The following is a 22,847-nucleotide window of genomic DNA, read 5'->3' on the forward strand; positions in this document are numbered from 1 at the left end:
TTAATTATATGAATAAAGAAAATGTGCGAAATCTTTGCTAAGCAACCCCAAGACAACTATCAGTTCATCACCCGCTCTATCCGTATTGATGGTCACGCGACCAGTGTAAAACTTGAAGCGAGCTTTTGGACAATTCTTGAGGAAATCGCTAGTGCTCAAAACATGACGGTTCCTAAATTCATAAGCACTGTTTATCAAGAAGCACTCGAATACAATGGTAAAGTGAACAACTTTGCCTCCTTACTTCGATGCGCTTGCCTCACTTACGCCCGCCAACCTCAAGAGACCACTCGTCAAGCACTTGCGCAACTTAACAGTTAATAGCAACCAACCGAGCAATAACCATCCTAGGCTATGCATCCGTATTATAAACCCTTGAGCATCTTCTAATTTGTCGTACTAGAGTACTACCCAGACTCCTTTTGAAATCGCTAACCTGTGCGGACTATCAAGGAGTACCTATGACAAAAATGATTCACACCATGATCCGAGTAAGTGATCTGGACCGCTCTCTACAATTTTACTGTGACGTACTTGAACTAGAAGTCGCTGATCAATACATCTTTGATGGCTTTTCTCTAACCTATCTAGCCAACCAAGAAACTGGCTTTGAATTGGAACTGACGCACAATCACGACCAAAGTGAGCCCTACACTCACGGCTCAGGTTACGGCCACCTTGCCGTCAGCGTGGAGGACATTGAACAAGCCCACAAACGCATTAAATCTCTCGGCATTGAAACTGGTGACATCAAAGCCTTTGACCATCAACAAAAGCATTTAGCAACGTTCTTTTTTGTAACCGACCCTGATGGTTACAAAATTGAGTTCCTGCAACGCCAAGGGCGTTACCTATAACAAAAAGAGTAAACATTATGATTCACTTGACGGCTACCTTTCATGCACAACCGGGAAAAGAACAAGAGTTGAAAGAGGTACTTACCCGAGCGCTTGAACCTACTCGCAATGAAGAAGGTTGCGTTCGTTATCAATTGTTCCAAGATAAAGACAATACATGCCACTTCGTTTTTCAGGAGCAATTTAAAAACCAACAAGCATTTGAGCTTCATGGTAAAACAGAACACTTTGCTCTTTTGATTAGCCAGATCGACAACTTGTTAGAATGCGAGCCGAAACTGGTGTTCTTCGACGAACTGTAACTATAGCGCTAACCGAAGATCAAAAAAGGCACTCTATCTAGAGTGCCTTTCACTAGTTGGGACCTGTGATTAAGCGTCTTGCTTCTCCACCATATGCAAATGCACATCTTGTTGTGGGAAAGGAATCGAAATACCTTCTCGGTCGAAGCGTAGTTTCACCTCTTTTGTCACATCCCAGTATACATCCCAGTAATCATCCGTTTTTACCCAAGGACGCACAATAAAATCTACAGAAGACGTATTTAATGTATGAACTTTGATCATTGGCTCTGGAGTGCGAAGTACCGAAGGGTGAGAGGTAATGATATCAGACAATACTGACTCCGCTTTTAAGAGGTCATCCGCATAGCCAATGCCAAACACCATATCCACGCGGCGAATGCGTTCATGCGTGACGTTCTTAATAACATCTCCCCAGATTTTGCTGTTAGGCACAATAATAATTTGGTTATCAAACGTACGGATTGTGGTGTTCACCAAACTCATATGGCTTACCTTGCCATCCACACCGCCAGCATACACAAAATCACCAACATCAAATGGGCGATAAATAAGCAGCATCATACCCGCCGCGAAGTTGGATAACGTGTCTTGCAACGCGAAACCAATAATCACACCAGCAATACCGAAACCGGTTAGGATTGGCGCTAGGTTCAAACCAAGCTGAGATAAGCCCACCATGATACCGATCACCCACACGAATTTGCCGGACATCGAGATAAAGAAGTCCTGCATCAAGTGGGAAAGTTTTAAGTTTTTCGATGCAACTGCTTTACGGACGACTTTGCGAGTTAACTTAGCCAGTCCGCGAGCGATCAATAAAATCAGCGCAAAAACAAACAACTGGAAGATATGCTGCGGTGCATTCTCGGCAAACCAATCCAGTGCCGAGTTGGACCAGTGACTCAGTATTGACCACACAACTTTGGTATTCAGTAAATCATGGGTGATATTACCCGTCACTTCAAAAATTTGGCGTTTGTATTCAGACGTTTCTAAACCGACTTTATCACCAATTGAAATCAGGTTGCGTAAGCTTTCTGTCGCAATATTTAGCCTTTGTTTAGTAATGAGCTGACTAAGTTGCAACGACGCTTTTTCCGACTCTGGGCTAGACGAAAGTTGGGAGCCAATGATCTCACTTTGCTGACTCAAGTACTCAATTGAAGCAGACAGTAAGCGCATACGTTTATCAATTTTATCTTTTAGTTCCGCTTCTGCGCGCTCGTTTTGGGCCCCTAGCTCCTTCAACCAAGCGAGATTTTGCCAGCTCGAATCGAAGCTAACATCAAGATAACGCTGTAGCTCTCGATAATCATTAACAAGAGCAAGCTTCTCTTCATCCTTAGCCTTATTTAAATCCTCGACGACTTTCTTTATTTTTTCCGATAGATAGTTCGTCGCGTCCTCAGAGTATTGTTCTTGTTTTTTAACTAGCAAGATCAGCTTGTCGCGAGAGATAGTTTCACGTTCAATCGCTGACGCTAACTGGCTTCTTAATTCTTCATTCTTTTGGAATAGTTGCAGTTGAAGGGCATCACGCTCGTCGCCACTCGCTTGCGAGAGGCTTTGGGATAAATCCACAATCTCTCGGTTCAAGTTGTCAATCGAGATTTCGGCAGCAGAAGGCTCTTGGATATCGTCAGTAGCAGTCGCATGAACAGCCATTGGGGAGAACATAATGACGGCAAGTGCGAATAATGTCACCCAAGATGTCAGGCGCAGTTTCTGGGGGAAATGAAACGTCATGTTTACCTCATAGGAAACAATCCTGATCAAAACAATCAGGAATAGAAGTGTAAAGCGTTGAAATCATACTCCTAAGTTTACAACACTAAATAATAAACTGAGCAGCATTTCGTTAGCGAGACGTCAAAGTTGGGAGCCCCAATAGCAAACAAGCCTTTCATTTAATCAATGAAAGGCTTGTTTGTATTCGACTAAGGACGGTTGGGATGATTTAAAATGTGGTCTTCCCAATCCACCACATCAATCTCGTAAACGACTTTGTTACGGACACTTTCCCCTGCCGCATGCATTGCGGACTTAGAGCCTGTAATCAGCGGATGCCATTCTGGTAAAGGCTGCTTTTCAGCCAACAGACGGTAAGCGCACGTGTGTGGCAGCCAAGTAAAATCGTCGATGTCTTCTCGGGTCAGCTTGGTGCACTCTTCACCCGAAGTGAAACGGTTTGGGTAATCCTTACATGAACACGTTTTACTGTTCAGCCAGCTACAAGCCACATTGGTATAGTAGATTTCATCGGTATCTTCATCCATAAGCTTATGCAAACAACATTTGCCACAACCATCACAGAGAGATTCCCATTCCTCTTCTGTCATCTGCTCTAACGATTTACTTTGCCAAAATGGAGTGCTCATACTTCAGGTCTCACCAAGGGAATTTAGGGGGCGATTTATACTCTTCTCAACGCAAAAGTTCAAGTTTTGAGAAGATCTTGCATCCTTCCCACATAACGGTGGAGATATTCAACTACTTTCGTTTTACTGTTCTATCCTTAAACAAGTTTCCATTACTCAATTGATCAAGAAGGCATTAAGGAGTTTTCATGGGTATTATTTCTTGGATTATTTTGGGCTTAATCGCCGGCGCACTTGCTAAATGGCTCATGCCAGGAAAAGATGGGGGCGGTTGGATTGCAACAATGTTACTTGGTATTGCAGGGGCATTTGTAGGTGGCTTCCTTGGCGGCATTCTCGGTTTCGGCGGAGCAACTGGCGTCAACATTGGTAGTATCATTACCGCAACACTAGGCGCATTTATTCTGTTGTTTGTTTATAACCGTTTCTTAAAATAATCACGATGATTTAAAAGCAAAAAACCAAAAAGGGAGCGTAATGTTAAGCGCGCCCTTTTGTTTTTTTCTTTCTTCACTCTTCCAATCCACGTCAAAATGACCATAATTGCCCCCTTAATTTTTTAAGAGGTTTACATTATGGATTGTCGATTAGGATGTGGAGCGTGCTGTATTGCGCCAAGTATCTCTTCACCAATACCTGGAATGCCCAAGGGCAAACCTGCAGGTGTTCGTTGTGTGCAACTCAACGACGACAATTTGTGCAAGCTATTTGGTAAGCCTGAACGCCCTAAAGTCTGTCACGATTTTAAACCGTGTCCGATTGTATGCGGCAACACCAATCAAGAAGCACTCGACAACATCACTGAATTAGAACAATTGACGTAATGCGACTCTAGACCACACGTTTAAAGTTAGTACCTCGGTTGTTTCTCTCCGAGGCAGTAATCAAAGCAAACTCAAGATTTAGCACTTCCCCCCTCTGCTTTTTATCTCACCTTTGAGAACTCTTGCCACATAGCGTTCCATTTGCGGTTTTTGCGCGATCTCCCTCACAATTTATTGACAATTCTCGACTATGTTCAGCGGGTCATTTAATTAAAGATCAGGAAAGAACATGAATAAGTATTTGGCTGAGGCTTTTGGCACGTTCTGGCTAGTGTTAGGCGGCTGTGGTAGCGCGGTGTTGGCTGCGGGTTTCCCTGAAGTGGGTATTGGTCTGTTGGGCGTTGCTTTGGCATTCGGTTTAACCGTTCTGACGATGGCATTTGCTATCGGTCATATTTCAGGTTGTCACTTGAACCCTGCAGTGACAGTTGGCCTTTGGGCTGGCGGTCGTTTTGAGACAAAAGACGTTACGCCTTACATCATCTCACAAGTGATCGGCGGGCTTATCGCAGGTGGCGTGCTTTACGTTATTGCATCTGGACAAGCAGGATTCGATGTTGTGGGTTCTGGCTTTGCCGCCAATGGTTATGGTGAACACTCTCCAGGCCAATACTCGATGATCGCTGCACTTGTGACTGAAGTTGTCATGACGATGATGTTCCTGATTGTCATTATGGGTGCAACAGACAAACGTGCGCCACAAGGCTTTGCACCTATCGCAATTGGCCTGTGTTTGACTCTCATTCACCTGATCAGCATTCCTGTCACCAATACGTCAGTAAACCCTGCTCGTAGCACGGCAGTCGCAGTATATGTGGGTGACTGGGCGGTTTCTCAGCTATGGCTGTTCTGGATTGCTCCTATTGTGGGTGGCGTGCTTGGTGCAGTTATCTACAAAAATCTTCTTGGTAAAGAATCGAACGATTAATCGTTCCTAACTCCCAAAATCAAAAAAGCCGCTGAATTCAGCGGCTTTTTATTAAATTCTGTGTCGACCTAATAGCGAATGTGACAACGTCGTGCCATCAACAAGCTCTAGCTCCCCACCGACAGGCACACCATGCGCGATGCGGCTGGCATCAACTTGGTGCTCTTTACATAGCTCTGCGATGTAGTGGGCAGTGGCTTCACCTTCAACTGTTGGGTTTGTCGCCAAAATCACTTCGGTAATATCACCGCGACGTAAGCGGTAATCAAGGACATCCAATCCAATATCACTTGGACCAATACCATCTAATGGCGACAAATGCCCCATAAGAACAAAATACCGACCAGAATATTGGCCTGTTGCTTCAACGGCTGCGATGTCTGCCGGGCTTTCTACCACACAAATTTGACCATTTTCTTGGCGTTTTGGGTTGGTACAAATGTGACAGACTTCTTCTTCGGTGAAGGTTCGACACTCAGTACAATGACCTATTTCTGTCATTGCCTGACTAAGCGCATCTGCAAGCTGCAAACCGCCTTTTCTATCGCGCTGTAACAAATGAAAGGCCATACGCTGCGCTGACTTGGGGCCAACCCCAGGTAGACAACGTAAGGCCTCCATCAATTGTTCCAGCATATGACTGGTACGCATTAAAAGTCCGCTTAATTAAATATCAGCAGATTAGAATGGCATTTTCATACCTGGTGGTAGTTGCATACCGCCAGTTACAGAAGCCATTTTCTCTTTTTGAGTTTCTTCAACACGACGGGCTGCATCATTGAACGCCGCAGCGATCAGATCTTCAAGCATTTCTTTGTCGTCTTCCATCAAACTTTCATCGATGTCAACACGACGTACGCTGTGGCTACCAGTGATAGTAACTTTAACTAGACCAGCACCAGACTCGCCAGTTACTTCCATATTCGCGATTTCTTCTTGAAGCTTTTGCATGCGATCTTGCATTTGCTGGGCTTGCTTCATTAGGTTGCCCATACCGCCTTTACCAAACATGTTTATCTCTCTGGTTTAATGAGGTGTTGCATCAATTAATGGGGTTATACCTTTGGGTTTTCAACCCCATTCCATTCGATTATTAGATAGGGCGCACACTATCTTTATCAAGCTCTGCAGCAAAACGACGTTCAATAAATTGAACATTTGGATCGTTTTCTAAACTGTTCAGCGCTTGCTGTAATTTCTCTTGGTAGAGCCTATCTCTCAGTTCAAGTGGTGTTTCTCCACTCTCCCCTATTTCGATGCTCATGTGGCACTCTTCACCTAACACGGTATTAAGTGCTTTGAGCAATTCGGCTTGAGCTCTATCAGTATTCAAATGAGCTTGGCTGCTTCTCAATAGTAACGAAACGGTTGTTCCTTCCTTACTATAATGAGAGTTTAGCGCAAGTTGCTCTACCAGCTTAGGGATCTCCATTAAGCTGATGAGCTTCGCCCATTCATTATGTTCTAATGACTCATCGATGAGCTTTTGTGCCATTTCAGGCGTTTTCTCATGCTCAAGTGCCTGCTTGAGCTGCGTAGGTGTCAGTTTTGTATTTACTTTTGTCTCAACAGGCTTGCTTGGACGCCAGCGATACGCTTCCTCAACTTGTGGCTCCGTCGACTTCGGAGCTGAGTTTGGCGACACCTGCGCGGAATTGCCATGCAATTGCGCTACTCGGTCGATAACCGATTCTGGTTGTGCAGATGCCGCTTTAGGCTTTTTTGAGCCACCATTTTGAGGAGTGTTCTGTTGTAGGCCTTGACGCTGAGAACGTAATTGGTGACGTAAACCGCTTAGACCACCGCGCGCCGGTGTTGAAACGCTCTCTTGCACTTGTTGAGGTGGCGTTTCATGCTGCGGTGCAGGGTTTTCGCTCATCGGCGGCGCCATATCATACTGTGGCGGAACCGTCTCATATCCACTCGCGTGATATTCAGGTTGTGAACTGGATGAAGGTTGAGGCGCCACTTGTGGTGAGCTTTGTGCTGGACTCGGCTGCTGAGCTCGAGGAGCCGCGGCTGTCTGAGCTGGCGCAGCCTTTGGTTGACTGGTACTTTGAGCCGGAGATGACGCTGGCTCGCAGTTACTAGAAACAACATTTGCCCCACTGTTATTTGATGGGCGGAACGCCAACATACGCAGCACAATCATTTCCAAACCGACTCGCCCATTTGGCGAGAGGGTCAAATCTTCACGACCTTTTAATGCAATTTGATAGTAAAGCTGAACGTCTTGCGGGCTTAGAGCTTTACTCAACAGCTCAATTTTCTCTGCATCTGGTTGTGCTCGGTCTAACGACGCGGGCAACGCTTGATACATCGCAATTCGGTGTAACTGTGTTGCGACTTGCTGCAACAAACCATCCCACTCAACACCATTTGCCGCTAATTGTTGGATTTTATCCATAGCTTGTTGAGGTTTCTTGCTGCTGATTGACTCTAGTAAGTGAATCGCTTGGTCGGTATCAATCGTCCCCAACATGTGGCTGACAATATCGGCTTGCACCGCACCGTTACCTAATGCAATTGCTTGATCAGTCAAGCTAAGAGCATCACGCATACTGCCATCTGCAGCATGTGAGATCATACCCAACGCTTTTGGCTCTGCTGAAACTTGCTCTTGACCTAGGATGTAATCAAGTTGCTGGTGAATATCATCAACGCTGATTGGTTTCAGATGAAACTGAAGACAACGCGACAATATAGTGACAGGCAGCTTTTGTGGATCAGTTGTTGCGAGTAAGAACTTCACATACTCTGGCGGCTCTTCCAGGGTTTTCAACAACGCATTGAAAGAGTGACGCGATAGCATGTGCACCTCATCGATGAGGTACACTTTAAAACGTCCACGAGCAGGTTTGTATTGAACGTTGTCTAACAGTTCACGAGTGTCTTCAACTTTAGTACGTGATGCTGCGTCGATTTCAAGAAGATCGACAAAGCGACCTTCATCAATTTCACGACAAGTATCACACTTACCACAAGGTGTCGCGGTAATGCCGGTTTCGCAGTTCAAGCCTTTGGCAAACAGCCTACCGATACTCGTTTTACCCACACCACGAGTCCCGCTGAACAGATAAGCATGGTGTAAACGGTTTTGCGCCAGTGCGTTTTCCAACGCCGTCAGGACATGTTTTTGTCCGACAACTTGGTCAAACTGATTAGGACGCCATTTTCGCGCTAAAGCTAAATAACTCATTGAATGTATTAATGTCCTTCAAAATCGCAGATGCTGTACACGTTTAGACCTAGTGCTTCTAAACGTTTATCGCCACCGATTTCTGGTAGGTTGATAACGAACGCAGCGTGCTCAACTTCACCACCCAGTTGGCGAATCAGCTTAGTCGTCGCTTCAATAGTACCGCCCGTTGCCAATAAATCGTCGACAACCAGTACTTTGTCGCCTTCAACGATGGCATCTGTATGGATTTCTAGTGTATCAACGCCGTATTCAAGCTCATAAGATTGAGCAACAGTAGGGCGTGGTAGCTTGCCTGGTTTACGCACTGGTACAAAACCAACACCTAGCTCAAGCGCTAAAGGCGCGCCAAATAGAAAGCCACGGGCTTCCGTACCCACAACCTTGGTAAAGCCCATATCTTTGTAACGTTCAACAAGTAAGTTGATCGTCGCTTGGTATGCTTTCGCGTCTTCAAGAAGGCTCGTCACATCACGAAATAGAATGCCTGGCTTTGGGTAGTCTTGGATGCTTTTGATGCTAGATTTGATCAGTGAAATTGTTTCTGTAGTCATAATACCGATTTACTTAGATTGGCTCATCGCCCTCTCTAATCGCAGTATCACGAGGGCAACGAACAATAGGTTTTCACCACTATGTGCTTATTTTCGTAAAAGTCACAGGCGCTGAAAATACAAACGCCCACTCGAAGAGCGGGCACACTATTCTCTACAATCTTAGTGATTTTCTTCTCGGTCAGCAACCAACTCAATCACAGGCAGACGCATAAACCAGCTGAGTAAAACGATTAGCATCACTAAAAGACCAATTTTTACCCAAACGAGGGGGACAACAACGATTGAAACCATGAAACTAAGCGCAATAAAAATCGCACCACGCTTTTTTACTTTTGAAGTAACAGCCCGATGCTTATGCCAATTGTCGAGAATGGGTCCAAACGTTTTGTGGTTATGTAACCATTGATGAAATGCGGGGCTACCACGCATAAAACATGCGCTAGCAAGCAAAATAAAAGGTGTGGTGGGTAACAGTGGAAGGGCTATGCCGGCTATGCCGAGCACAATACAGAGTCCACCAACAGTATTGAAAAAGTAACGCTTAATACGAATGGTGAACTCCGGTACAAAATTGCTAGATTAAAAGCCTGCGTAACCATTCATTACACGAAGCCAGGTTAGCGTTGCAGGAAGTGTTGGGATCAAAAGAACTGCAATAAAACCTAAAAAGTAAAAAATATTATAAGGCTCTTTAAAATCTTTGTCTGCCATGATGTGTCTTCTCACTAGTTGACTTTGCTTCTCCCAAGGCACAGCGTTAAATTATCGTTGCACAAATGGGTCATTATTGTTTTAAGCGCTGACTATACATTAAACAGCCAAATCTAAACACCAGTAAAAAGTAAGGTTATTGAACTAAACGTATGTTGTTTTGGTGGTTCTAAAAAGATAATAAGCAGCGTCAGGACGCTGCTTATTGTTGGTTTGCAAGTCATAATTATACTAGTCGGGATTTCCGGGTAATACTTAAACTAAAACTTGAAGAACCTAAACACCCGATAGATAACTGTCCTGCAACACTAAGCGGTAAATCGCGGGTGATGAAGTTTTTCATACTTCCTCCCCCTAAACGGTTACCTGCTGCGATGTGTTGATTCGTATTTCCGTCAGACCAATGGCTATCTAAACCCGCAGGCAATATAGAGACCGAGGATGAAGCGAGGTCGGCGACACCAAACACAGCATTGACTGCACCCGCACACTCCGAACACTCAATTCCTTTTTCAATGATCCCTACCATGTCCTTGAGATCAGCACTGAAACTTTTCAAGTTACGGAGATAGTCGTCAAACAATGCCCTAACGAGCAATGTCGTCGCAACTCCATCATTAGCTTGGGAAGCAGAATCAACTAGATAAAACGCAAATTGACCATTCATTAACCAACGATAATCGAAAACCAAGGGCATCACATCCGTCGATTGCAATAAACGGTACGAGCAGCGCCAATCTCCCTGAGCAGCATCCTTTTCTGGCAATAGAGCTTGCAGTAAATCTCTTGCCGCACTCGGATTCTGTTGTAAATATTCCAGATGCCAATACAGCTCTTGTTCATCTGGGATTTCACCACCATCATCAACCCTGAACCACTGACTTGAAAAGTCACGTTGTTCTGAGAAGTGGCTATCGGTATCTTCTAGCGTATTCTCTATCGCCTGAGATAGGTGCTCATAATTACCTATCGGTTTAGGAAGAAAATCTTTAATACCAAATCGCAACGCTTTCGCGACATCGGACATTTCATCCGTGCCTGATACCACGATAAGCGGCATATATGGGTATTCGAGACTAACTTCTTCGACGAACTCGATACCATCTAAGACCGGCATCGATAAATCACATAAGATAAGATCGGGTTGGCATTCCCTGAGTTGTTGAAGCGCTTCTAGGCCGTTTTCTGCTTCTACTACTTTAAAACCCTGACTTTCTAAATAGGCATTGGTTACTTTACGAAATATTGGATCATCGTCCACCAACATTATTAGTTTTTGATTAATCACTTCCTGTGCCGAGACCATTGCCGTTTGACTGTGAGTCTTAAACATACCTTTATCCCTCACAAAGCTCAGTCAAAAAAACAGATTTATTATTAAGTCATTATTTTTGTTGTGTTTACTTCCAGCAAAACGTGTCACAGCAAGACCTGAGGCCGCTTTACCTTGTTATAAAACTTAGCTCGGAAACTGCATTAATACAAATATTACGGCGTATAACAGTATTTACTCAAACAGGGTTGCTGTGTTCAAATGATGCAACATGTTGACTTAAAGCAAGCTTTGATCACAAAGTTAATTATAAATTAACCGTAATCGGTAATTTAATGTGTCTGGAAATATGAAATTAGATGACTTAAACCTGTTTCGACTGGTTGTCGAAAATGGGAGCTACACCGCAACTTCGCGAAAAACCATGATCCCGGTTGCGACCATCACCCGACGCATTCAAGCGCTAGAAGACTCTGTCAATCTTCGACTATTGAACCGTCATGCTCGCAAACTTTCGCTCACTGAAGCAGGGGAACGTTTTTACCATGAGTGCTCTCCTTTACTACAAAGGCTAACAACCGCAGCAGAGGAAATCACTGACGACTGCCGAGGAGCATCCGGCAAGATTAAGATATCCGCGCCTTACAACTTAACTAAACGAATGATGATGCCGATGTTCAACAGCTTTATGAAGCAGTACCCGGACATCAACATTGAGCTAACGACAGAGAATAATGCGGACAAGCTTGACCCTACTGAATGGGATGTAATTTTTCGAGTGGGACCTCAACGCGACTCTAGCCTCATCGCGCGTAAGATTGGCGAAGTGAAGGATATTCTCGTTGCAAGCCCTGACTATCTAACCTCGAATCCTGCGCCACATCATGCAGAAGAGCTCTCTAACCATTCATTGCTAAAAGGGTACCCGCTTATTAAGTGGACCTTGATTAATAGCAAAGGCGAGTCTGTGGTGAATGTTGACCGTGGTCGTTTTCAAGCAAACGCGCTCAATGTGGTGCGCAGTGCTTGTTCCGAAGGTTTAGGCATCACACTAATGCCAGATGTCATGATCAAAGAGTATATCGAGAGCGGCGATTTGGTACGCGTACTGCCAGATTGGAGTGCAAACCCGCGCGACATTTATATGCTTTACAACCACAAAGACCACCTGCCAGAGAAAGTTCGCCTCTTTATTGACTTTGTGATCGCTTATAACATTCACTAACTAGATAGCGAAAACAAAAAACCAGAGCCAAAGCTCTGGTTTTTTTACGACTTAAGAAAGCGCATCCTATGCGCCTTCGTTATGAAGCTCTAGATTTGCTAAATCCTGTTGGATTTCAAGTTGTGTTTTCGCATCATCATTACGAAGACCATCTAAAAAATCTAGGTATTGTTGGTCAATATCACCCGTTACGTATTCGCCGTTAAACACGGAAGTATCGAACTGAGTAATGTCTTGATTTCCAAGACCTACAGCTTCTACCAAATCTTCTAGGCGTTGATAAATAAGCGCATCGGCACCAATCTGCTTACAAATTGTATCGTTGTCACGGCCATGGGCAATAAGCTCTGTAGCACTTGGCATATCAATGCCATATACGTTCGGGAAACGAACTTCAGGGGCCGCTGAGACCATGTACACTTTCTTGGCACCAGAATCACGAGCCATCTCAATAATCTGCTCTGACGTTGTACCACGAACAATAGAGTCATCCACCAGCAACACGTTCTTACCTTTGAATTCCGAACGAATAGCATTCAACTTGCGACGTACTGATTTCTTACGTTGTTGCTGGCCAGGCATGATAAACGTACGTCCAACATAACGGTTTTTCACGAAACCCTGGCGATAAGGGATATCGATCGCTTGAGCGATTTGCAGTGCAATGTCGCAAGACGTTTCAGGGATAGGAATGACAACATCGATATCAAGGTTTGCATAATCTTCACGAATACGTTCGCCCAGCTTTTTACCCATTTCAACGCGAGCGCTGTATACCGAAATTTTATCGATGAACGAATCCGGACGAGCAAAGTACACGAACTCGAAAATACAAGGGTTAAGCTTAGGATTATCTGCACACTGCTTCGTGTAAAGCTCACCGTCAAACGTTGCGTAAATCGCTTCCCCAGGTGCAACATCACGGACGAAATCAAAACCGACCGCATCCAATGCCACCGATTCAGACGCAACCATGTACTCTGCTCTGCCGTTAACTTCACGCTTACCTAAACACAGCGGGCGAATACCGTGTGGGTCACGAAATGCAATCATACCATGACCAATGATCATAGCTGTCACAGCATAAGCACCGCGAATTGTGCGATGAACATTGGTGACTGCGCGGAATACGTCTTCGGTCGTGACATTTCCTTTTACTGAGTCAATTTCGTGCGCCAGTACATTTAGTAATACTTCAGAGTCTGAAGTGGTATTGATATGACGGCGATCTTTTTCAAACAGCTTCTGACGAACTTCGTTAGCGTTAGTCAAGTTACCGTTGTGGGCAAGTGTAATACCGAAAGGAGAGTTTACGTAGAAAGGTTGAGCTTCTGAAGCGCTTGAACTGCCTGCTGTAGGGTAACGAACATGACCAATTCCGACCTCGCCTTGCAGGCGTTGCATGTGTCTTGCTTCAAATACATCCTTGACTAAACCGTTCGCCTTACGTAGACGAAAACGATTGCTTTCTATGGTACAAATACCAGCGGCATCTTGGCCACGATGCTGTAACACCGTTAACGCGTCATAAATAGACTGGTTTACAGGCGTTGTGCCCACGATTCCAACAATACCACACATGTCCTAATCCTCGATTTGCGACAGTAGCTGGCACTACTAGATAGTGCCAGACAGAAAACTTGATGTTGCTTGTAAATGCTCGAAGAATGGGGCGATGATACGGCTGAACTCAGGGATCAACTGTGAATCTTTCCACCAATCCGAGCTTGGGAATGCAGTAAACGCATCCATAAAAAACAGCACCGCAGAAACAATTAAGACTCCGCGTAGACCACCAAATACAATCCCGAGAATTCGGTCCGTACCTGATAGCCCTGTTTTTTGTACCAGTTGACCAATGACGTAATTCACCACTGCACCAACTACCAAGGTTGCGACAAATAACGCCGCAATCGCCGCTCCGTTACGAAACATATCATCTTCGATGTTGGTGAAGTACACCGCCAATTTGGCATAGTAATTACTGGAGATAAAAAACGCTCCGAACCAAATCACCAAAGACAAAGCTTCTTTAGCAAAACCGCGAACTAAACTGATCAGAGCTGAAAATCCGATCACACCTAAAATGATAAAATCTATCCAATTCATCTTTTCTTCATCTTAAGTTGGCGCGCATTTTAACAGAAAAAATGCTGACGCAAACGTTTTCTTATGGATTTAATGGCTTAAATTTAAGCAATTGACCTTTTGAGCCTGTAATTTTTTGTAATTCTTGAACTTGTCGTTCAAGTTTACTTTTTGACACATCAGGGCCAACAATCACTCTCGTAAACTCGTTTTCTTTCTTTGTGTGAGCTTGATAACCACGCTTTTGCAAATCCGCGACAAGCGCGACAGCATTTTCGTGATTCTTAAGTGCCATCAACTGAATGATCCAAGCTGAATCTTCATATTGATTTTTCTCTTGAACAGGACGAGTGACGACCTCAACTTGCTCTGGTTGTTTGATGACCTCAGGTTTAGATGTTGGCACTGGCTCGGGCTCAGAAACGGCTACTTGAGCATCCTCACGTTCTTGCACTACAGCTTCAACCGGAGAATCCGGTAACGTAATGTCGTCTTCCACCGGCTCTAATATTTCGAAGTTTTCCACATCACTATCAAGTTCTGGTTTGATAGGAATACTGGCAAATTCTTCTTTGTAGTGCAGTTTCTTACCATCTAGCACATCGGGAAGAACAATGACTCCGACTGCGACTAGAATGATGGTGCCGACTAAACGACTTTGGAATTTACTTGCCATCAAAATACCTTTGCTTATTTATTATTTGATTGCCAATGTTCCAATACCTCTCCGACGGTATGGAATGAGCCAACCACCAGAATAACGTCTCCTGCCTTTGCGTGGCTTCTCGCACTCTCGAAGGCGTCAACAGGGTTTTCAAAATGAACTTGCCCATCAGGTAAGTATTGGCACAATTCATCAGCGGTCGCCGCTCTCGGTCCAGTAAGCGACGCTGGATACCATTGTGTTGCAACTGGAGTTAGCGCTTCAATGGTTGCTTTAATGTCCTTGTCATGCAGCATTGCAACCACAATATGGATATTCTTACCCAGATATTGTTGCTTCACTCTTTCTACCAAATACTCAGCAGAGTGCGGGTTATGAGCGACATCAAGGACTATTTCAGGTTCGTGATGCAGTACTTGCATACGCCCCGCCAAACGAGCATTATTCAAGCCATTGACAATATTTATGTCAGTGATTTGCAATTCCGAAGCCCCTAGTGCCATCAGTGCAGTGGCTGCATTTTGTAATGGTAGCGATGGGATTGGTAAATCCTCTAACTCAAATGCCCCACTGCTCCATTTCCAACCATTATCAGTTAGTTGGTAATCGTACTGAATACCTACTTGGAAGAACTCAGAACCAATATCGTCAGCATGAGCCGCCACGGTCGCTGGTGGCGTCGGTTGACCACAAATTGCTGGCTTCCCTGAACGGTAAATGCCCGCTTTTTCAAAACCAATAACATTGATGTCATCACCAAGCCAATCCACATGATCGATCGCTAAGCTCGTAATAACAGAAACATCATGGTCAACAACGTTAGTGGCGTCTAGACGGCCGCCAAGTCCTACTTCAAGTAAGACAACATCAACTTTCTCTACTTGGAAAATACGTAGCGCAGCAAGCGTACCGAATTCAAAGAGGCTAAGGCTAACATCACCACGCTGCTTTTCTACATAATCGAATGCTTCACAGTGCTTGGCATCTACAACGTCAACGCCATTAATGCGTACACGCTCGTTGTAACGAATCAGGTGCGGAGAACTATAAACACCGACTGAATAGCCAGCATCAAGTAAAATGGCTTCCATTAACGCACACGTTGAGCCTTTGCCATTGGTTCCGGCAACGGTGATTACGGTTGGAGCTGGTTTGGTAAGATTGGCTTTGTTTGCTACCGCTTGGACACGGTCTAAGCCTAGATCAATTGCTGAGGAATGAATATTTGCTAAATAATCAAGCCACATCTCTAATGAAGATGTGGCTTGAGGAATTGGGTTTTGGGTCATCTAACTTTAACCATTAAATTCTTTGGTTTTTATGTTAGTTGATACTTTACCCTTTTTCGTCCGCTTCTGGTACAGAATATGGCTCTTCATTTGGAGATTCGTTAACCGAAACCACCAAAGGAGACTTGTGGTTAGTCATCTTAGCGATAAGACCACCCACACGCTGACGCATTTCACGACGGTCAACGATCATATCAATAGCACCGTGATCAAGTAGGAACTCACTACGCTGGAAACCTTCAGGAAGATCTTCACGTACAGTTTGCTCGATTACACGACGACCAGCAAAGCCAATGAGGGCCTTAGGTTCACCGATGTTGATATCACCCAACATAGCCAAACTTGCTGATACACCACCCATTGTAGGGTCAGTTAGAACAGAAATAAACGGCAGACCTTTTTCTGATAAACGCTCAAGCGCAGCACTGGTTTTTGCCATTTGCATAAGAGACATTAAAGCCTCTTGCATACGAGCACCACCACTTGCTGAGAAACAAACAAGCGCACAGTTATTTTCAATGGCTGCATCCACTGCTTTCACAAAGCGAGCACCAACGACTGAACCCATTGAACCACCCATAAAGGAGAATTCAAACGCACACGCCACAAGCGGCAGACCAAGCAATTCACCCTGCATCACAACTAGCGCATCTTTCTCACCGCTATTTTTTTGTGCAGCAGAGATACGCTCTTTGTATCGCTTAGAATCTTTAAATTTCAGTTTATCCTGTGGCTCAAGTTCAGAACCTAATTCAACTCGATTACCTTCATCTAAAAATGTTTCCAAACGACGACGCGCTTTCATACGCATGTGATGGTTACACTTTGGACAAACTTCTAAGTTACGCTCTAGCTCTGCATGGTATAAAACCTGTTCACAAGAGGTACATTTAGTCCACACACCTTCTGGGATAGAAGCTTTGCGTGAACTTACTAGATTGCTTTTCTCTAAAATCTTTTCAAGCCAACTCATGGAAGACCTTTTCTCTCAACTCTTCCGCTTCATTGCGAAAGATATAAATTCGACATAATACCGACGGATTAAACCATATCTTGCAGCTACTGTAGATAAAAAACTGGTTGTACCTATTTTTGATATCGTAAATAGCGTATGTTTTCCGTTCACATTCAATGTAAACACTACCGATATTTTGAAATAAGTTTGTAAAATTAGTTCAAATTATCTGGTAAAAACAGTGGACCGATCGGCACTTCAGGTAACCCAAACTCTTCTGGGTAGTCTACATCTACCAGGTACAGACCTTCCGCTTTCGCTGTCGCACCCGCTAGTTTGCGATCTTTGGCTTCTAATAACCACTTGATCCATTCAGAACTCTCTTCGCCACGTCCAACTTTTATCAAGCTACCCGTGATATTACGAACCATATGATGCACGAACGCATTAGCTTTAATATCAATAACCACATAGTTCCCATGGCGCGTAACGTTCAGATGCATCAAGTTTCGAAATGGGCTGCGAGACTGACAATGCGCCGCGCGAAACGACGTAAAATCATTTTCGCCAAGTAGGAACTGCCCTGCTTCATGCATTTTTTTCTCGTCGAGCTCACCATGATAGTGACTAACCCCCGAGTTTAGGATGCCTGGACGTAAAGCATGATTGAAAATAATGTAACGATAACGGCGAGCTGTCGCTGAGAATCTTGCATGGAAATCATCTGAAACTTCCTTAGCCCAACGAACCGCTATATCGCTTGGCATGTTCGCGTTTGCGCCCATGGTCCAAGCTACCATTTTTCGAGTAACGTTGGTATCAAAGTGCACAACTTGTCCCGTGCCATGCACGCCTGCGTCTGTCCGACCAGCACACTGAACTTCAACTGGGTGATTAGCGACGACGGACAATGCTTTCTCTAGCTCTTCTTGGACACTTTTCACTTCTCTTTGGCGCTGCCAACCAAAGTAGTTTGTACCGTTGTACTCGATACCTAATGCGATTCTCATCTTAACCTTCGAACTCTAAAATGGGGCGGGAAGTATATACTCAAGTCACCTCAAGTTGCCAGTTTCACCAAGGGTGACATAAAGGTAGCATCCTACTAACGGGACACAAAAAGGGTAGCAAACGCTACCCTTTTGTTTCGGTTTATCGGCCATTAATGGCGTCAATCAGGCTTTTTGCTTCGCGGCGAATATCATCCTCACCGTAAACAATCGCCTCTTCTAGTAGTTTAATCGCCCCTTGAGAATCGTTCATCTCGAGATAGATTTTAGCCAAATCCAGTTTCCCAGCCGCTTCAGCATTGTTATCTACGTCAATATCGCCGATCTCGCCGATAACATCTGGAAACTCGTTCAATCCGACATCGAGCTTAAGGTCTTCTTCTTCGAACTCACCACCTTCTCTGTCGACCTGAGCCATCAATTCATCAATCGTCATAAATTGATTTTTCTTCGGGTCGAAGTCATCCAAGTCGCTTTGCTCTGCCCAGTTTTCTTGCGCGATCTCTGGCTGACTTAGTGCATCACTCGAATTCCAAACATCACGCTGGTCCTCAGGCACTTCTTCAGTAGAACTTACGTTATCAGCAGCGGGTTTAAAGCCATCCCAATCATCTCCAACATCAAGCATGGTTTCAAAATCCATACCTGCACTTGCGATGGTGTCACTGTCTAGTTTACCTTCAAATACTTCTGAGTTTGCGTCTTCCGCAAGAAGGTTAGCCATTGATGATTCATCATCCAAATTACTGAGCGGCTCACCCTCTGTCGCTGTTGGCTGCACTTCTGGGTCAGTATCAAAGCCGTTTTGCTGCGCAAATACTTCAAACAAAGCATCATGATCGTTATCGGCTTGAATAGCTGGTCTCGATGTCTCTGCTTCAACCTTAGGGCTCTCTGACGCACCCTCGTTCATTGACGCGAGAACATCTTCCTCATTGAACTCTGGAAGATCTTGGTCGTCAAAACTTAACTCTTCATCCTCACCGGAGATTGGTTCTATATCTGCAGTCTCAGAGCTCGGTAATTCTGGCTCTTCTTCCATCGACGCCAAGGCATCTTCTTCGCTGAACTCTGGCAAATCGAGCTCATCAAAATTGAACTCTTCTTCGGACTCAGTTGGCAAGTCGGCTTCAACTTGTTCTAGTTCAATGGACTCGGACGTTTCTAACTCCGGCTCATCCACCATAGACGCCAATGCGTCTTCTTCACTAAACTCAGGAAGATCCAGCTCGTCAAAATTGAATTCATCTTCTGATTCAGCTGGCAAGTCGGCTTCAACCTGTTCTGGCTCAACGGACTCGGACGTTTCTAACTCCGGCTCATCCGTCATAGACGCCAATGCGTCTTCTTCGCTGAACTCTGGCAAATCGAGCTCATCAAAATTGAACTCTTCTTCGGACTCAGCTGACAAGTCGGCTTCAACTTGTTCTGGCTTAACGGACTCGGACGTTTCTAACGTAGGCTCGCCAGCCATAGATGCTAGAGCATCTTCTTCGCTGAACTCTGGCAAATCGAGCTCATCAAAATTGAACTCTTCTTCGGACTCAGCTGGCAAGTGGGCTTCAACCTGTTCTGGCTCAACGGACTCGGACGTTTCTAACGCAGGTTCGCCAGCCATAGACGCCAGTGCATCTTCTTCACTGAATTCTGGAAGATCCAGCTCGTCAAAATTGAACTCTTCTTCGGACTCAGTTGGCAAGTCGGCTTCAATTTGTTCTGGTTCAACGGATTCGGACGTTTCTAACGCAGGTTCGCCAGCCATAGATGCTAGAGCATCTTCTTCGCTGAATTCTGGAAGATCCAGCTCGTCAAAATTGAACTCTTCTTCTGAATCGTTGGTCGACTCAGTTTCCGGCTCCAATTCAGGCTCATCCAGTAGCCAATCTTCTTCTTGTGGAACACCGAATTCATTTTCTATTGTATTTGGTGTCGGCGTGAAGGCTGGAATGTCTTCCTCTTGCTCAACGTGAGGCTGTACCTCAGCATCGGACTCCACGGATGGTTCTTGTGTTGAATCAGTATCGGTAGCCTCTTGTTGTAGTGATGAAGCTTCCTCTATCTCCGTTTGTGTTTTTTCAACTTGCTGCGGTAAATCGTCTTCACTATCAAATAGAGCGTCAAGTTCAGCAGAAAAATCCGCTTTTTCTTGTTCTGTTGGCAGAAGTTCTTCACTGTCTGACTCAAATAGGTCGTCTAGCTCGCTCATTAAAGGATCATTCTCTGGTGAGAGGTCCTCTAAATCACCAAGAAATTCATCGCTGCTAAATGGCTCTGAAGCAGCTTCTGGCTCGGTTAATGGTTGCTCTTCTGCAGCTTGTTGCGTGTCTGGTTGGCTTTCACTTAATAAAGCGTCGATGTCCAACCCAGACTCAATATCCGGATCTTCATGAGTTTGTTCTGACTCAACTACGGAAGATGGCTTTTCGCCGGCGTCTGACTCACCAAAACCAAGTGATTTCAGTAACTCTTCCTCTTCCGATTTATTCTGCTCTGGGCTCTCGTCCTCTCGAATCAGATCATCAAACGGATCTAAATCAGCTTCAGTCTCTTCATCAAGTTCAGAGGTAACATCATCAATGAGTTCATCCAGTAAGTCTGTGCTATCTGCGTCTAACTCTTCGATCGAGTCATCACCTTCAAAACCAGAGATTGCTTCTAGCTCGTTTAGTGGATCAAACTCGTCTGTGTCATCTTCATCAAAATCAATGAGTTCATCGAGTAGCTCTGTACTGTTTTCATCTAGAACAGGACCTTCATTGGCGTCAGCTTCTCGAACTTCCGATTCACTAGCCGGTTGTTCATACTGGGCCAATAGCTTATCGATATCGTCGTCAGATGCCTCTCCTACACTAAAGTCATCATCCGAAACGGGCTGTTTTAACTCAGGCTCATCAGTATCTAAATCGAAGTCATCGTTGCCAAGTTCAGCAAACAAGTCATCAAGCATATCCTGGTCGACAGTGTCACTTGGTAACTCTTCTGACGGCTCATCGGCTGCAAGTAACTCGGCAAATGCATCGTCTGAAAGCGAGTCTGATTTCTCATTCGTATCATCCGAAAGATCGAAGCCAGACTCATCGTCATCGAGCACTTCTAGTTCTGGAGCAACCTCATCTAAGGCTCGCTCCATTTCTTCTAAACCAAGCGCTTTTTCTTCGCCGTTGACTTGGATACCATTGTTCGATGACTCAAACTCATCCAGACCAACATCTAGGTCACCGTCATCGCCAATATCTGCAAATGGGTCATCGTCCCCTTCCAGATTGAAATCAAGTTCTTCATCGTCGAGGTTAGCAAAGACGTCTTCTTCTAAATCTGACTTCTCTTCTTGTAAAGACTGTGTGTTGATATCTTCATCTGCAAACAATTCATCATCAAGCGTGAGCTCTTCATCAAGCTCATCCGCCGCCGCTAAACCGATTGGCGCCGCAAGAGGATCAACGTTTTGCTGTTCCTGTGCAGCCGCTTCTTCCTCTTTCGCTTTAGAGCGTCGACCAAGAAGCATAACAACTAGCAACGCAATCAAAGCACCAGGAATTAATGCCGCAAGACCAACAAGCCAACCATTAGACAAAATTTTGTCCATGGTGCTTGGTTGCATGCGCTGTTGTTCAGCAAGGCGCTGGCGCTCTTCTGCAAGCAGTTTCTCGACTTCTGAGCGAATGCGTTCTTCGTCATTCAGCTCGCTTTTCAAAGTTTCGACTTCGCTTTGCACTTCTGACAGCATCAATCGAAGACGATGGTTCTTCTCTTCTAATGACTCTAATTCACTTTGTGAGCCTTGAAGTTTGTCCTTTAGCGCACTGACCTGCTTTTCACCCTGCGGAGAGGTGGTTACTGGTGGCGCAGGGATGACGGGTATTGTTTTCGGAGTTGGTTTTGGCTCCGTTGCTGCCACTGTCTCTGGCTTAGCCGCAGGCTTGGGTTCTACTTTAATTTGTGGCTTTGGTTGCTCGGTGACTCGTTGTGCTGGCGTCGCTCTATTTGACGGCTTCGGCTGTTTTAACTTAGCTTCATGCGCCTTCATAATCGCAACAGCTTGCGCTGTGGTCGCGCTTTGCACTTGCTCTAGAGAAGGTACTCGTAGCCGACTCCCTGGGATCAATTCATGAATGTTTTGGTTCTCAAACGCTTGAGGGTTAATTCGGTAAATGGCAAGAAGCGTTTGTTGAACGGTAACACCGCGTGAAGGTCGTAATTCTGAAGCGATCGACCATAGTGTTTGATTTTCACCAGTCGGACCAAAGAAACGTGACGGTTGAGTATTCGCAGGAGGAGCAGGTAATGCTCGCTCAATATCTTCAGCATAGCTCGGAGATGATTGCACTTCACCAGACGGTCCAACAAGACGAATTCCTTCGGCTTGAACCACTGATGATGTCTGAGTCGCGCTCATCAACACAAGGGCTGCTAACAAACGCTTATAATTTTGACGCATAGAAGGCTCAGTTTTGTGCTAAATACAATTTGAAATGGTGATCGGTTAAATATATCGGATATCGCATGCAAAACTATAGCGTTGAGAATAAAAAATGTGTGGCTCTCGCCATATTCGTACTAATCTCACACTATTTTGTTTCGTTC

General features: G+C 44.9%; 23 protein-coding genes. 7 read left to right on the forward strand and 16 right to left on the reverse strand.

Annotation, left to right across the window (positions count from 1 at the left end; all coding sequences use genetic code 11):
* The first annotated feature begins 21 nt into the window (after positions 1-21).
* From R7Q41_RS18045 to R7Q41_RS18055, 3 genes are all read left to right on the forward strand, one after another.
* Positions 22-321 (forward strand): ribbon-helix-helix domain-containing protein, encoded by a 300-nt coding sequence (locus R7Q41_RS18045; RefSeq protein ID WP_005380686.1) that lies wholly within the window; start codon positions 22-24, stop codon positions 319-321.
* 140 nt (positions 322-461) lie between these two features.
* Positions 462-857, forward strand: a complete 396-nt coding sequence (locus tag R7Q41_RS18050; RefSeq protein ID WP_005380685.1) for a VOC family protein — start codon at positions 462-464, stop codon at positions 855-857.
* Between the two features lie 17 nt (positions 858-874).
* Positions 875-1,159 (forward strand): putative quinol monooxygenase, encoded by a 285-nt coding sequence (locus tag R7Q41_RS18055; protein ID WP_005380684.1) that lies wholly within the window; start codon positions 875-877, stop codon positions 1,157-1,159.
* A 69-nt stretch (positions 1,160-1,228) separates the two neighbouring features.
* Here the strand turns inward: R7Q41_RS18055 and R7Q41_RS18060 are convergent, their stop codons facing one another.
* Positions 1,229-2,908 carry a mechanosensitive ion channel family protein gene (locus R7Q41_RS18060; RefSeq protein WP_005380681.1) on the reverse strand — a complete coding sequence of 560 codons (1,680 nt, stop codon included), beginning with the start codon at positions 2,906-2,908 and terminating at the stop codon, positions 1,229-1,231.
* A 191-nt stretch (positions 2,909-3,099) separates the two neighbouring features.
* Positions 3,100-3,540 (reverse strand): YcgN family cysteine cluster protein, encoded by a 441-nt coding sequence (locus R7Q41_RS18065; protein ID WP_005384948.1) that lies wholly within the window; start codon positions 3,538-3,540, stop codon positions 3,100-3,102.
* 188 nt (positions 3,541-3,728) lie between these two features.
* Here R7Q41_RS18065 and R7Q41_RS18070 point away from each other — a divergent pair, with 188 nt between their 5' ends.
* From R7Q41_RS18070 to aqpZ, 3 genes are all read left to right on the forward strand, one after another.
* Positions 3,729-3,977, forward strand: a complete 249-nt coding sequence (locus tag R7Q41_RS18070; protein WP_005380625.1) for a GlsB/YeaQ/YmgE family stress response membrane protein — start codon at positions 3,729-3,731, stop codon at positions 3,975-3,977.
* A 138-nt stretch (positions 3,978-4,115) separates the two neighbouring features.
* Positions 4,116-4,364, forward strand: a complete 249-nt coding sequence (locus R7Q41_RS18075) for a YkgJ family cysteine cluster protein (protein WP_017820793.1) — start codon at positions 4,116-4,118, stop codon at positions 4,362-4,364.
* 229 nt (positions 4,365-4,593) lie between these two features.
* The gene (gene aqpZ / locus R7Q41_RS18080) at positions 4,594-5,292 is read left to right on the forward strand and encodes an aquaporin Z (RefSeq protein ID WP_258494094.1); all 699 of its coding nucleotides are present in this window, start codon (positions 4,594-4,596) and stop codon (positions 5,290-5,292) included.
* A 51-nt stretch (positions 5,293-5,343) separates the two neighbouring features.
* On the opposite strand, the gene recR is transcribed toward aqpZ, so the two are convergent.
* The 7 genes from recR to R7Q41_RS18115 all read right to left on the reverse strand — a co-directional run bounded on the left by recR (position 5,344) and on the right by R7Q41_RS18115 (position 11,092).
* The gene (recR, locus tag R7Q41_RS18085) at positions 5,344-5,943 is read right to left on the reverse strand and encodes a recombination mediator RecR (RefSeq protein WP_005380619.1); all 600 of its coding nucleotides are present in this window, start codon (positions 5,941-5,943) and stop codon (positions 5,344-5,346) included.
* Positions 5,944-5,973: 30 nt separating this feature from the next.
* Entirely contained in the window at positions 5,974-6,303 is a 330-nt protein-coding gene (locus tag R7Q41_RS18090; protein WP_005380618.1) for a YbaB/EbfC family nucleoid-associated protein, read from the reverse strand.
* A gap of 82 nt (positions 6,304-6,385) precedes the next feature.
* Entirely contained in the window at positions 6,386-8,491 is a 2,106-nt protein-coding gene (gene dnaX / locus R7Q41_RS18095; RefSeq protein ID WP_053306682.1) for a DNA polymerase III subunit gamma/tau, read from the reverse strand.
* 8 nt (positions 8,492-8,499) lie between these two features.
* On the reverse strand, positions 8,500-9,045 hold the full coding sequence (gene apt / locus R7Q41_RS18100; RefSeq protein WP_005380615.1) for an adenine phosphoribosyltransferase: 546 nt from the start codon (positions 9,043-9,045) through the stop codon (positions 8,500-8,502).
* Between the two features lie 162 nt (positions 9,046-9,207).
* A complete protein-coding gene (locus R7Q41_RS18105; protein WP_080276930.1) occupies positions 9,208-9,594 on the reverse strand; it encodes a YbaN family protein in 387 nt (128 codons plus the stop codon).
* A gap of 33 nt (positions 9,595-9,627) precedes the next feature.
* Entirely contained in the window at positions 9,628-9,759 is a 132-nt protein-coding gene (locus tag R7Q41_RS18110) for a hypothetical protein (protein WP_005380608.1), read from the reverse strand.
* 226 nt (positions 9,760-9,985) lie between these two features.
* On the reverse strand, positions 9,986-11,092 hold the full coding sequence (locus R7Q41_RS18115; protein WP_005380606.1) for a response regulator: 1,107 nt from the start codon (positions 11,090-11,092) through the stop codon (positions 9,986-9,988).
* A 289-nt stretch (positions 11,093-11,381) separates the two neighbouring features.
* On the opposite strand from R7Q41_RS18115, the gene R7Q41_RS18120 reads away from it, so the two are divergent.
* On the forward strand, positions 11,382-12,257 hold the full coding sequence (locus R7Q41_RS18120; protein WP_005384959.1) for a LysR family transcriptional regulator: 876 nt from the start codon (positions 11,382-11,384) through the stop codon (positions 12,255-12,257).
* A gap of 66 nt (positions 12,258-12,323) precedes the next feature.
* Here R7Q41_RS18120 and purF read toward each other — a convergent pair whose 3' ends face one another.
* From purF to R7Q41_RS18155, 7 genes are all read right to left on the reverse strand, one after another.
* The gene (purF, locus tag R7Q41_RS18125) at positions 12,324-13,838 is read right to left on the reverse strand and encodes an amidophosphoribosyltransferase (protein WP_005380592.1); all 1,515 of its coding nucleotides are present in this window, start codon (positions 13,836-13,838) and stop codon (positions 12,324-12,326) included.
* Between the two features lie 36 nt (positions 13,839-13,874).
* Positions 13,875-14,366, reverse strand: a complete 492-nt coding sequence (locus R7Q41_RS18130) for a CvpA family protein (protein ID WP_005380590.1) — start codon at positions 14,364-14,366, stop codon at positions 13,875-13,877.
* A 61-nt stretch (positions 14,367-14,427) separates the two neighbouring features.
* On the reverse strand, positions 14,428-15,021 hold the full coding sequence (locus tag R7Q41_RS18135; RefSeq protein WP_005380588.1) for an SPOR domain-containing protein: 594 nt from the start codon (positions 15,019-15,021) through the stop codon (positions 14,428-14,430).
* Positions 15,022-15,035: 14 nt separating this feature from the next.
* Complete coding sequence (gene folC, locus R7Q41_RS18140) at positions 15,036-16,298, reverse strand: bifunctional tetrahydrofolate synthase/dihydrofolate synthase (RefSeq protein WP_005380586.1); 1,263 nt, start codon at positions 16,296-16,298, stop codon at positions 15,036-15,038.
* Positions 16,299-16,344: 46 nt separating this feature from the next.
* Entirely contained in the window at positions 16,345-17,271 is a 927-nt protein-coding gene (accD, locus tag R7Q41_RS18145) for an acetyl-CoA carboxylase, carboxyltransferase subunit beta (protein WP_005380583.1), read from the reverse strand.
* Between the two features lie 197 nt (positions 17,272-17,468).
* Positions 17,469-18,263, reverse strand: coding sequence for a tRNA pseudouridine(38-40) synthase TruA (gene truA / locus R7Q41_RS18150; RefSeq protein ID WP_318144618.1), 795 nt, complete (start codon positions 18,261-18,263; stop codon positions 17,469-17,471).
* A gap of 142 nt (positions 18,264-18,405) precedes the next feature.
* Positions 18,406-22,701, reverse strand: a complete 4,296-nt coding sequence (locus R7Q41_RS18155) for a FimV/HubP family polar landmark protein (RefSeq protein WP_318144619.1) — start codon at positions 22,699-22,701, stop codon at positions 18,406-18,408.
* Between the last annotated feature and the right edge of the window lie 146 nt (positions 22,702-22,847).

The sequence above is a fragment of the Vibrio sp. 2096 genome (assembly GCF_033339595.1).
GTDB classification, from domain to species: Bacteria; Pseudomonadota; Gammaproteobacteria; order Enterobacterales; family Vibrionaceae; genus Vibrio; species Vibrio alginolyticus.

Excerpts from the sequence above, each read along its gene's own strand:
- dnaX (WP_053306682.1), bottom strand. The coding sequence starts at position 8,491 with ATGAGTTATTTAGCTTTAGCGCGAAAATGGCGTCCTAATCAGTTTGAC.
- truA (WP_318144618.1), bottom strand. The coding sequence starts at position 18,263 with ATGAGAATCGCATTAGGTATCGAGTACAACGGTACAAACTACTTTGGT.
- R7Q41_RS18090 (WP_005380618.1), bottom strand. The coding sequence starts at position 6,303 with ATGTTTGGTAAAGGCGGTATGGGCAACCTAATGAAGCAAGCCCAGCAA.
- aqpZ (WP_258494094.1), top strand. The coding sequence starts at position 4,594 with ATGAATAAGTATTTGGCTGAGGCTTTTGGCACGTTCTGGCTAGTGTTA.
- apt (WP_005380615.1), bottom strand. The coding sequence starts at position 9,045 with ATGACTACAGAAACAATTTCACTGATCAAATCTAGCATCAAAAGCATC.
- R7Q41_RS18115 (WP_005380606.1), bottom strand. The coding sequence starts at position 11,092 with ATGTTTAAGACTCACAGTCAAACGGCAATGGTCTCGGCACAGGAAGTG.
- purF (WP_005380592.1), bottom strand. The coding sequence starts at position 13,838 with ATGTGTGGTATTGTTGGAATCGTGGGCACAACGCCTGTAAACCAGTCT.
- R7Q41_RS18045 (WP_005380686.1), top strand. The coding sequence starts at position 22 with ATGTGCGAAATCTTTGCTAAGCAACCCCAAGACAACTATCAGTTCATC.
- R7Q41_RS18120 (WP_005384959.1), top strand. The coding sequence starts at position 11,382 with ATGAAATTAGATGACTTAAACCTGTTTCGACTGGTTGTCGAAAATGGG.
- R7Q41_RS18110 (WP_005380608.1), bottom strand. The coding sequence starts at position 9,759 with ATGGCAGACAAAGATTTTAAAGAGCCTTATAATATTTTTTACTTTTTA.
- accD (WP_005380583.1), bottom strand. The coding sequence starts at position 17,271 with ATGAGTTGGCTTGAAAAGATTTTAGAGAAAAGCAATCTAGTAAGTTCA.
- R7Q41_RS18070 (WP_005380625.1), top strand. The coding sequence starts at position 3,729 with ATGGGTATTATTTCTTGGATTATTTTGGGCTTAATCGCCGGCGCACTT.
- recR (WP_005380619.1), bottom strand. The coding sequence starts at position 5,943 with ATGCGTACCAGTCATATGCTGGAACAATTGATGGAGGCCTTACGTTGT.
- R7Q41_RS18050 (WP_005380685.1), top strand. The coding sequence starts at position 462 with ATGACAAAAATGATTCACACCATGATCCGAGTAAGTGATCTGGACCGC.
- R7Q41_RS18130 (WP_005380590.1), bottom strand. The coding sequence starts at position 14,366 with ATGAATTGGATAGATTTTATCATTTTAGGTGTGATCGGATTTTCAGCT.
- folC (WP_005380586.1), bottom strand. The coding sequence starts at position 16,298 with ATGACCCAAAACCCAATTCCTCAAGCCACATCTTCATTAGAGATGTGG.
- R7Q41_RS18065 (WP_005384948.1), bottom strand. The coding sequence starts at position 3,540 with ATGAGCACTCCATTTTGGCAAAGTAAATCGTTAGAGCAGATGACAGAA.
- R7Q41_RS18075 (WP_017820793.1), top strand. The coding sequence starts at position 4,116 with ATGGATTGTCGATTAGGATGTGGAGCGTGCTGTATTGCGCCAAGTATC.
- R7Q41_RS18135 (WP_005380588.1), bottom strand. The coding sequence starts at position 15,021 with ATGGCAAGTAAATTCCAAAGTCGTTTAGTCGGCACCATCATTCTAGTC.
- R7Q41_RS18055 (WP_005380684.1), top strand. The coding sequence starts at position 875 with ATGATTCACTTGACGGCTACCTTTCATGCACAACCGGGAAAAGAACAA.
- R7Q41_RS18060 (WP_005380681.1), bottom strand. The coding sequence starts at position 2,908 with ATGACGTTTCATTTCCCCCAGAAACTGCGCCTGACATCTTGGGTGACA.
- R7Q41_RS18155 (WP_318144619.1), bottom strand. The coding sequence starts at position 22,701 with ATGCGTCAAAATTATAAGCGTTTGTTAGCAGCCCTTGTGTTGATGAGC.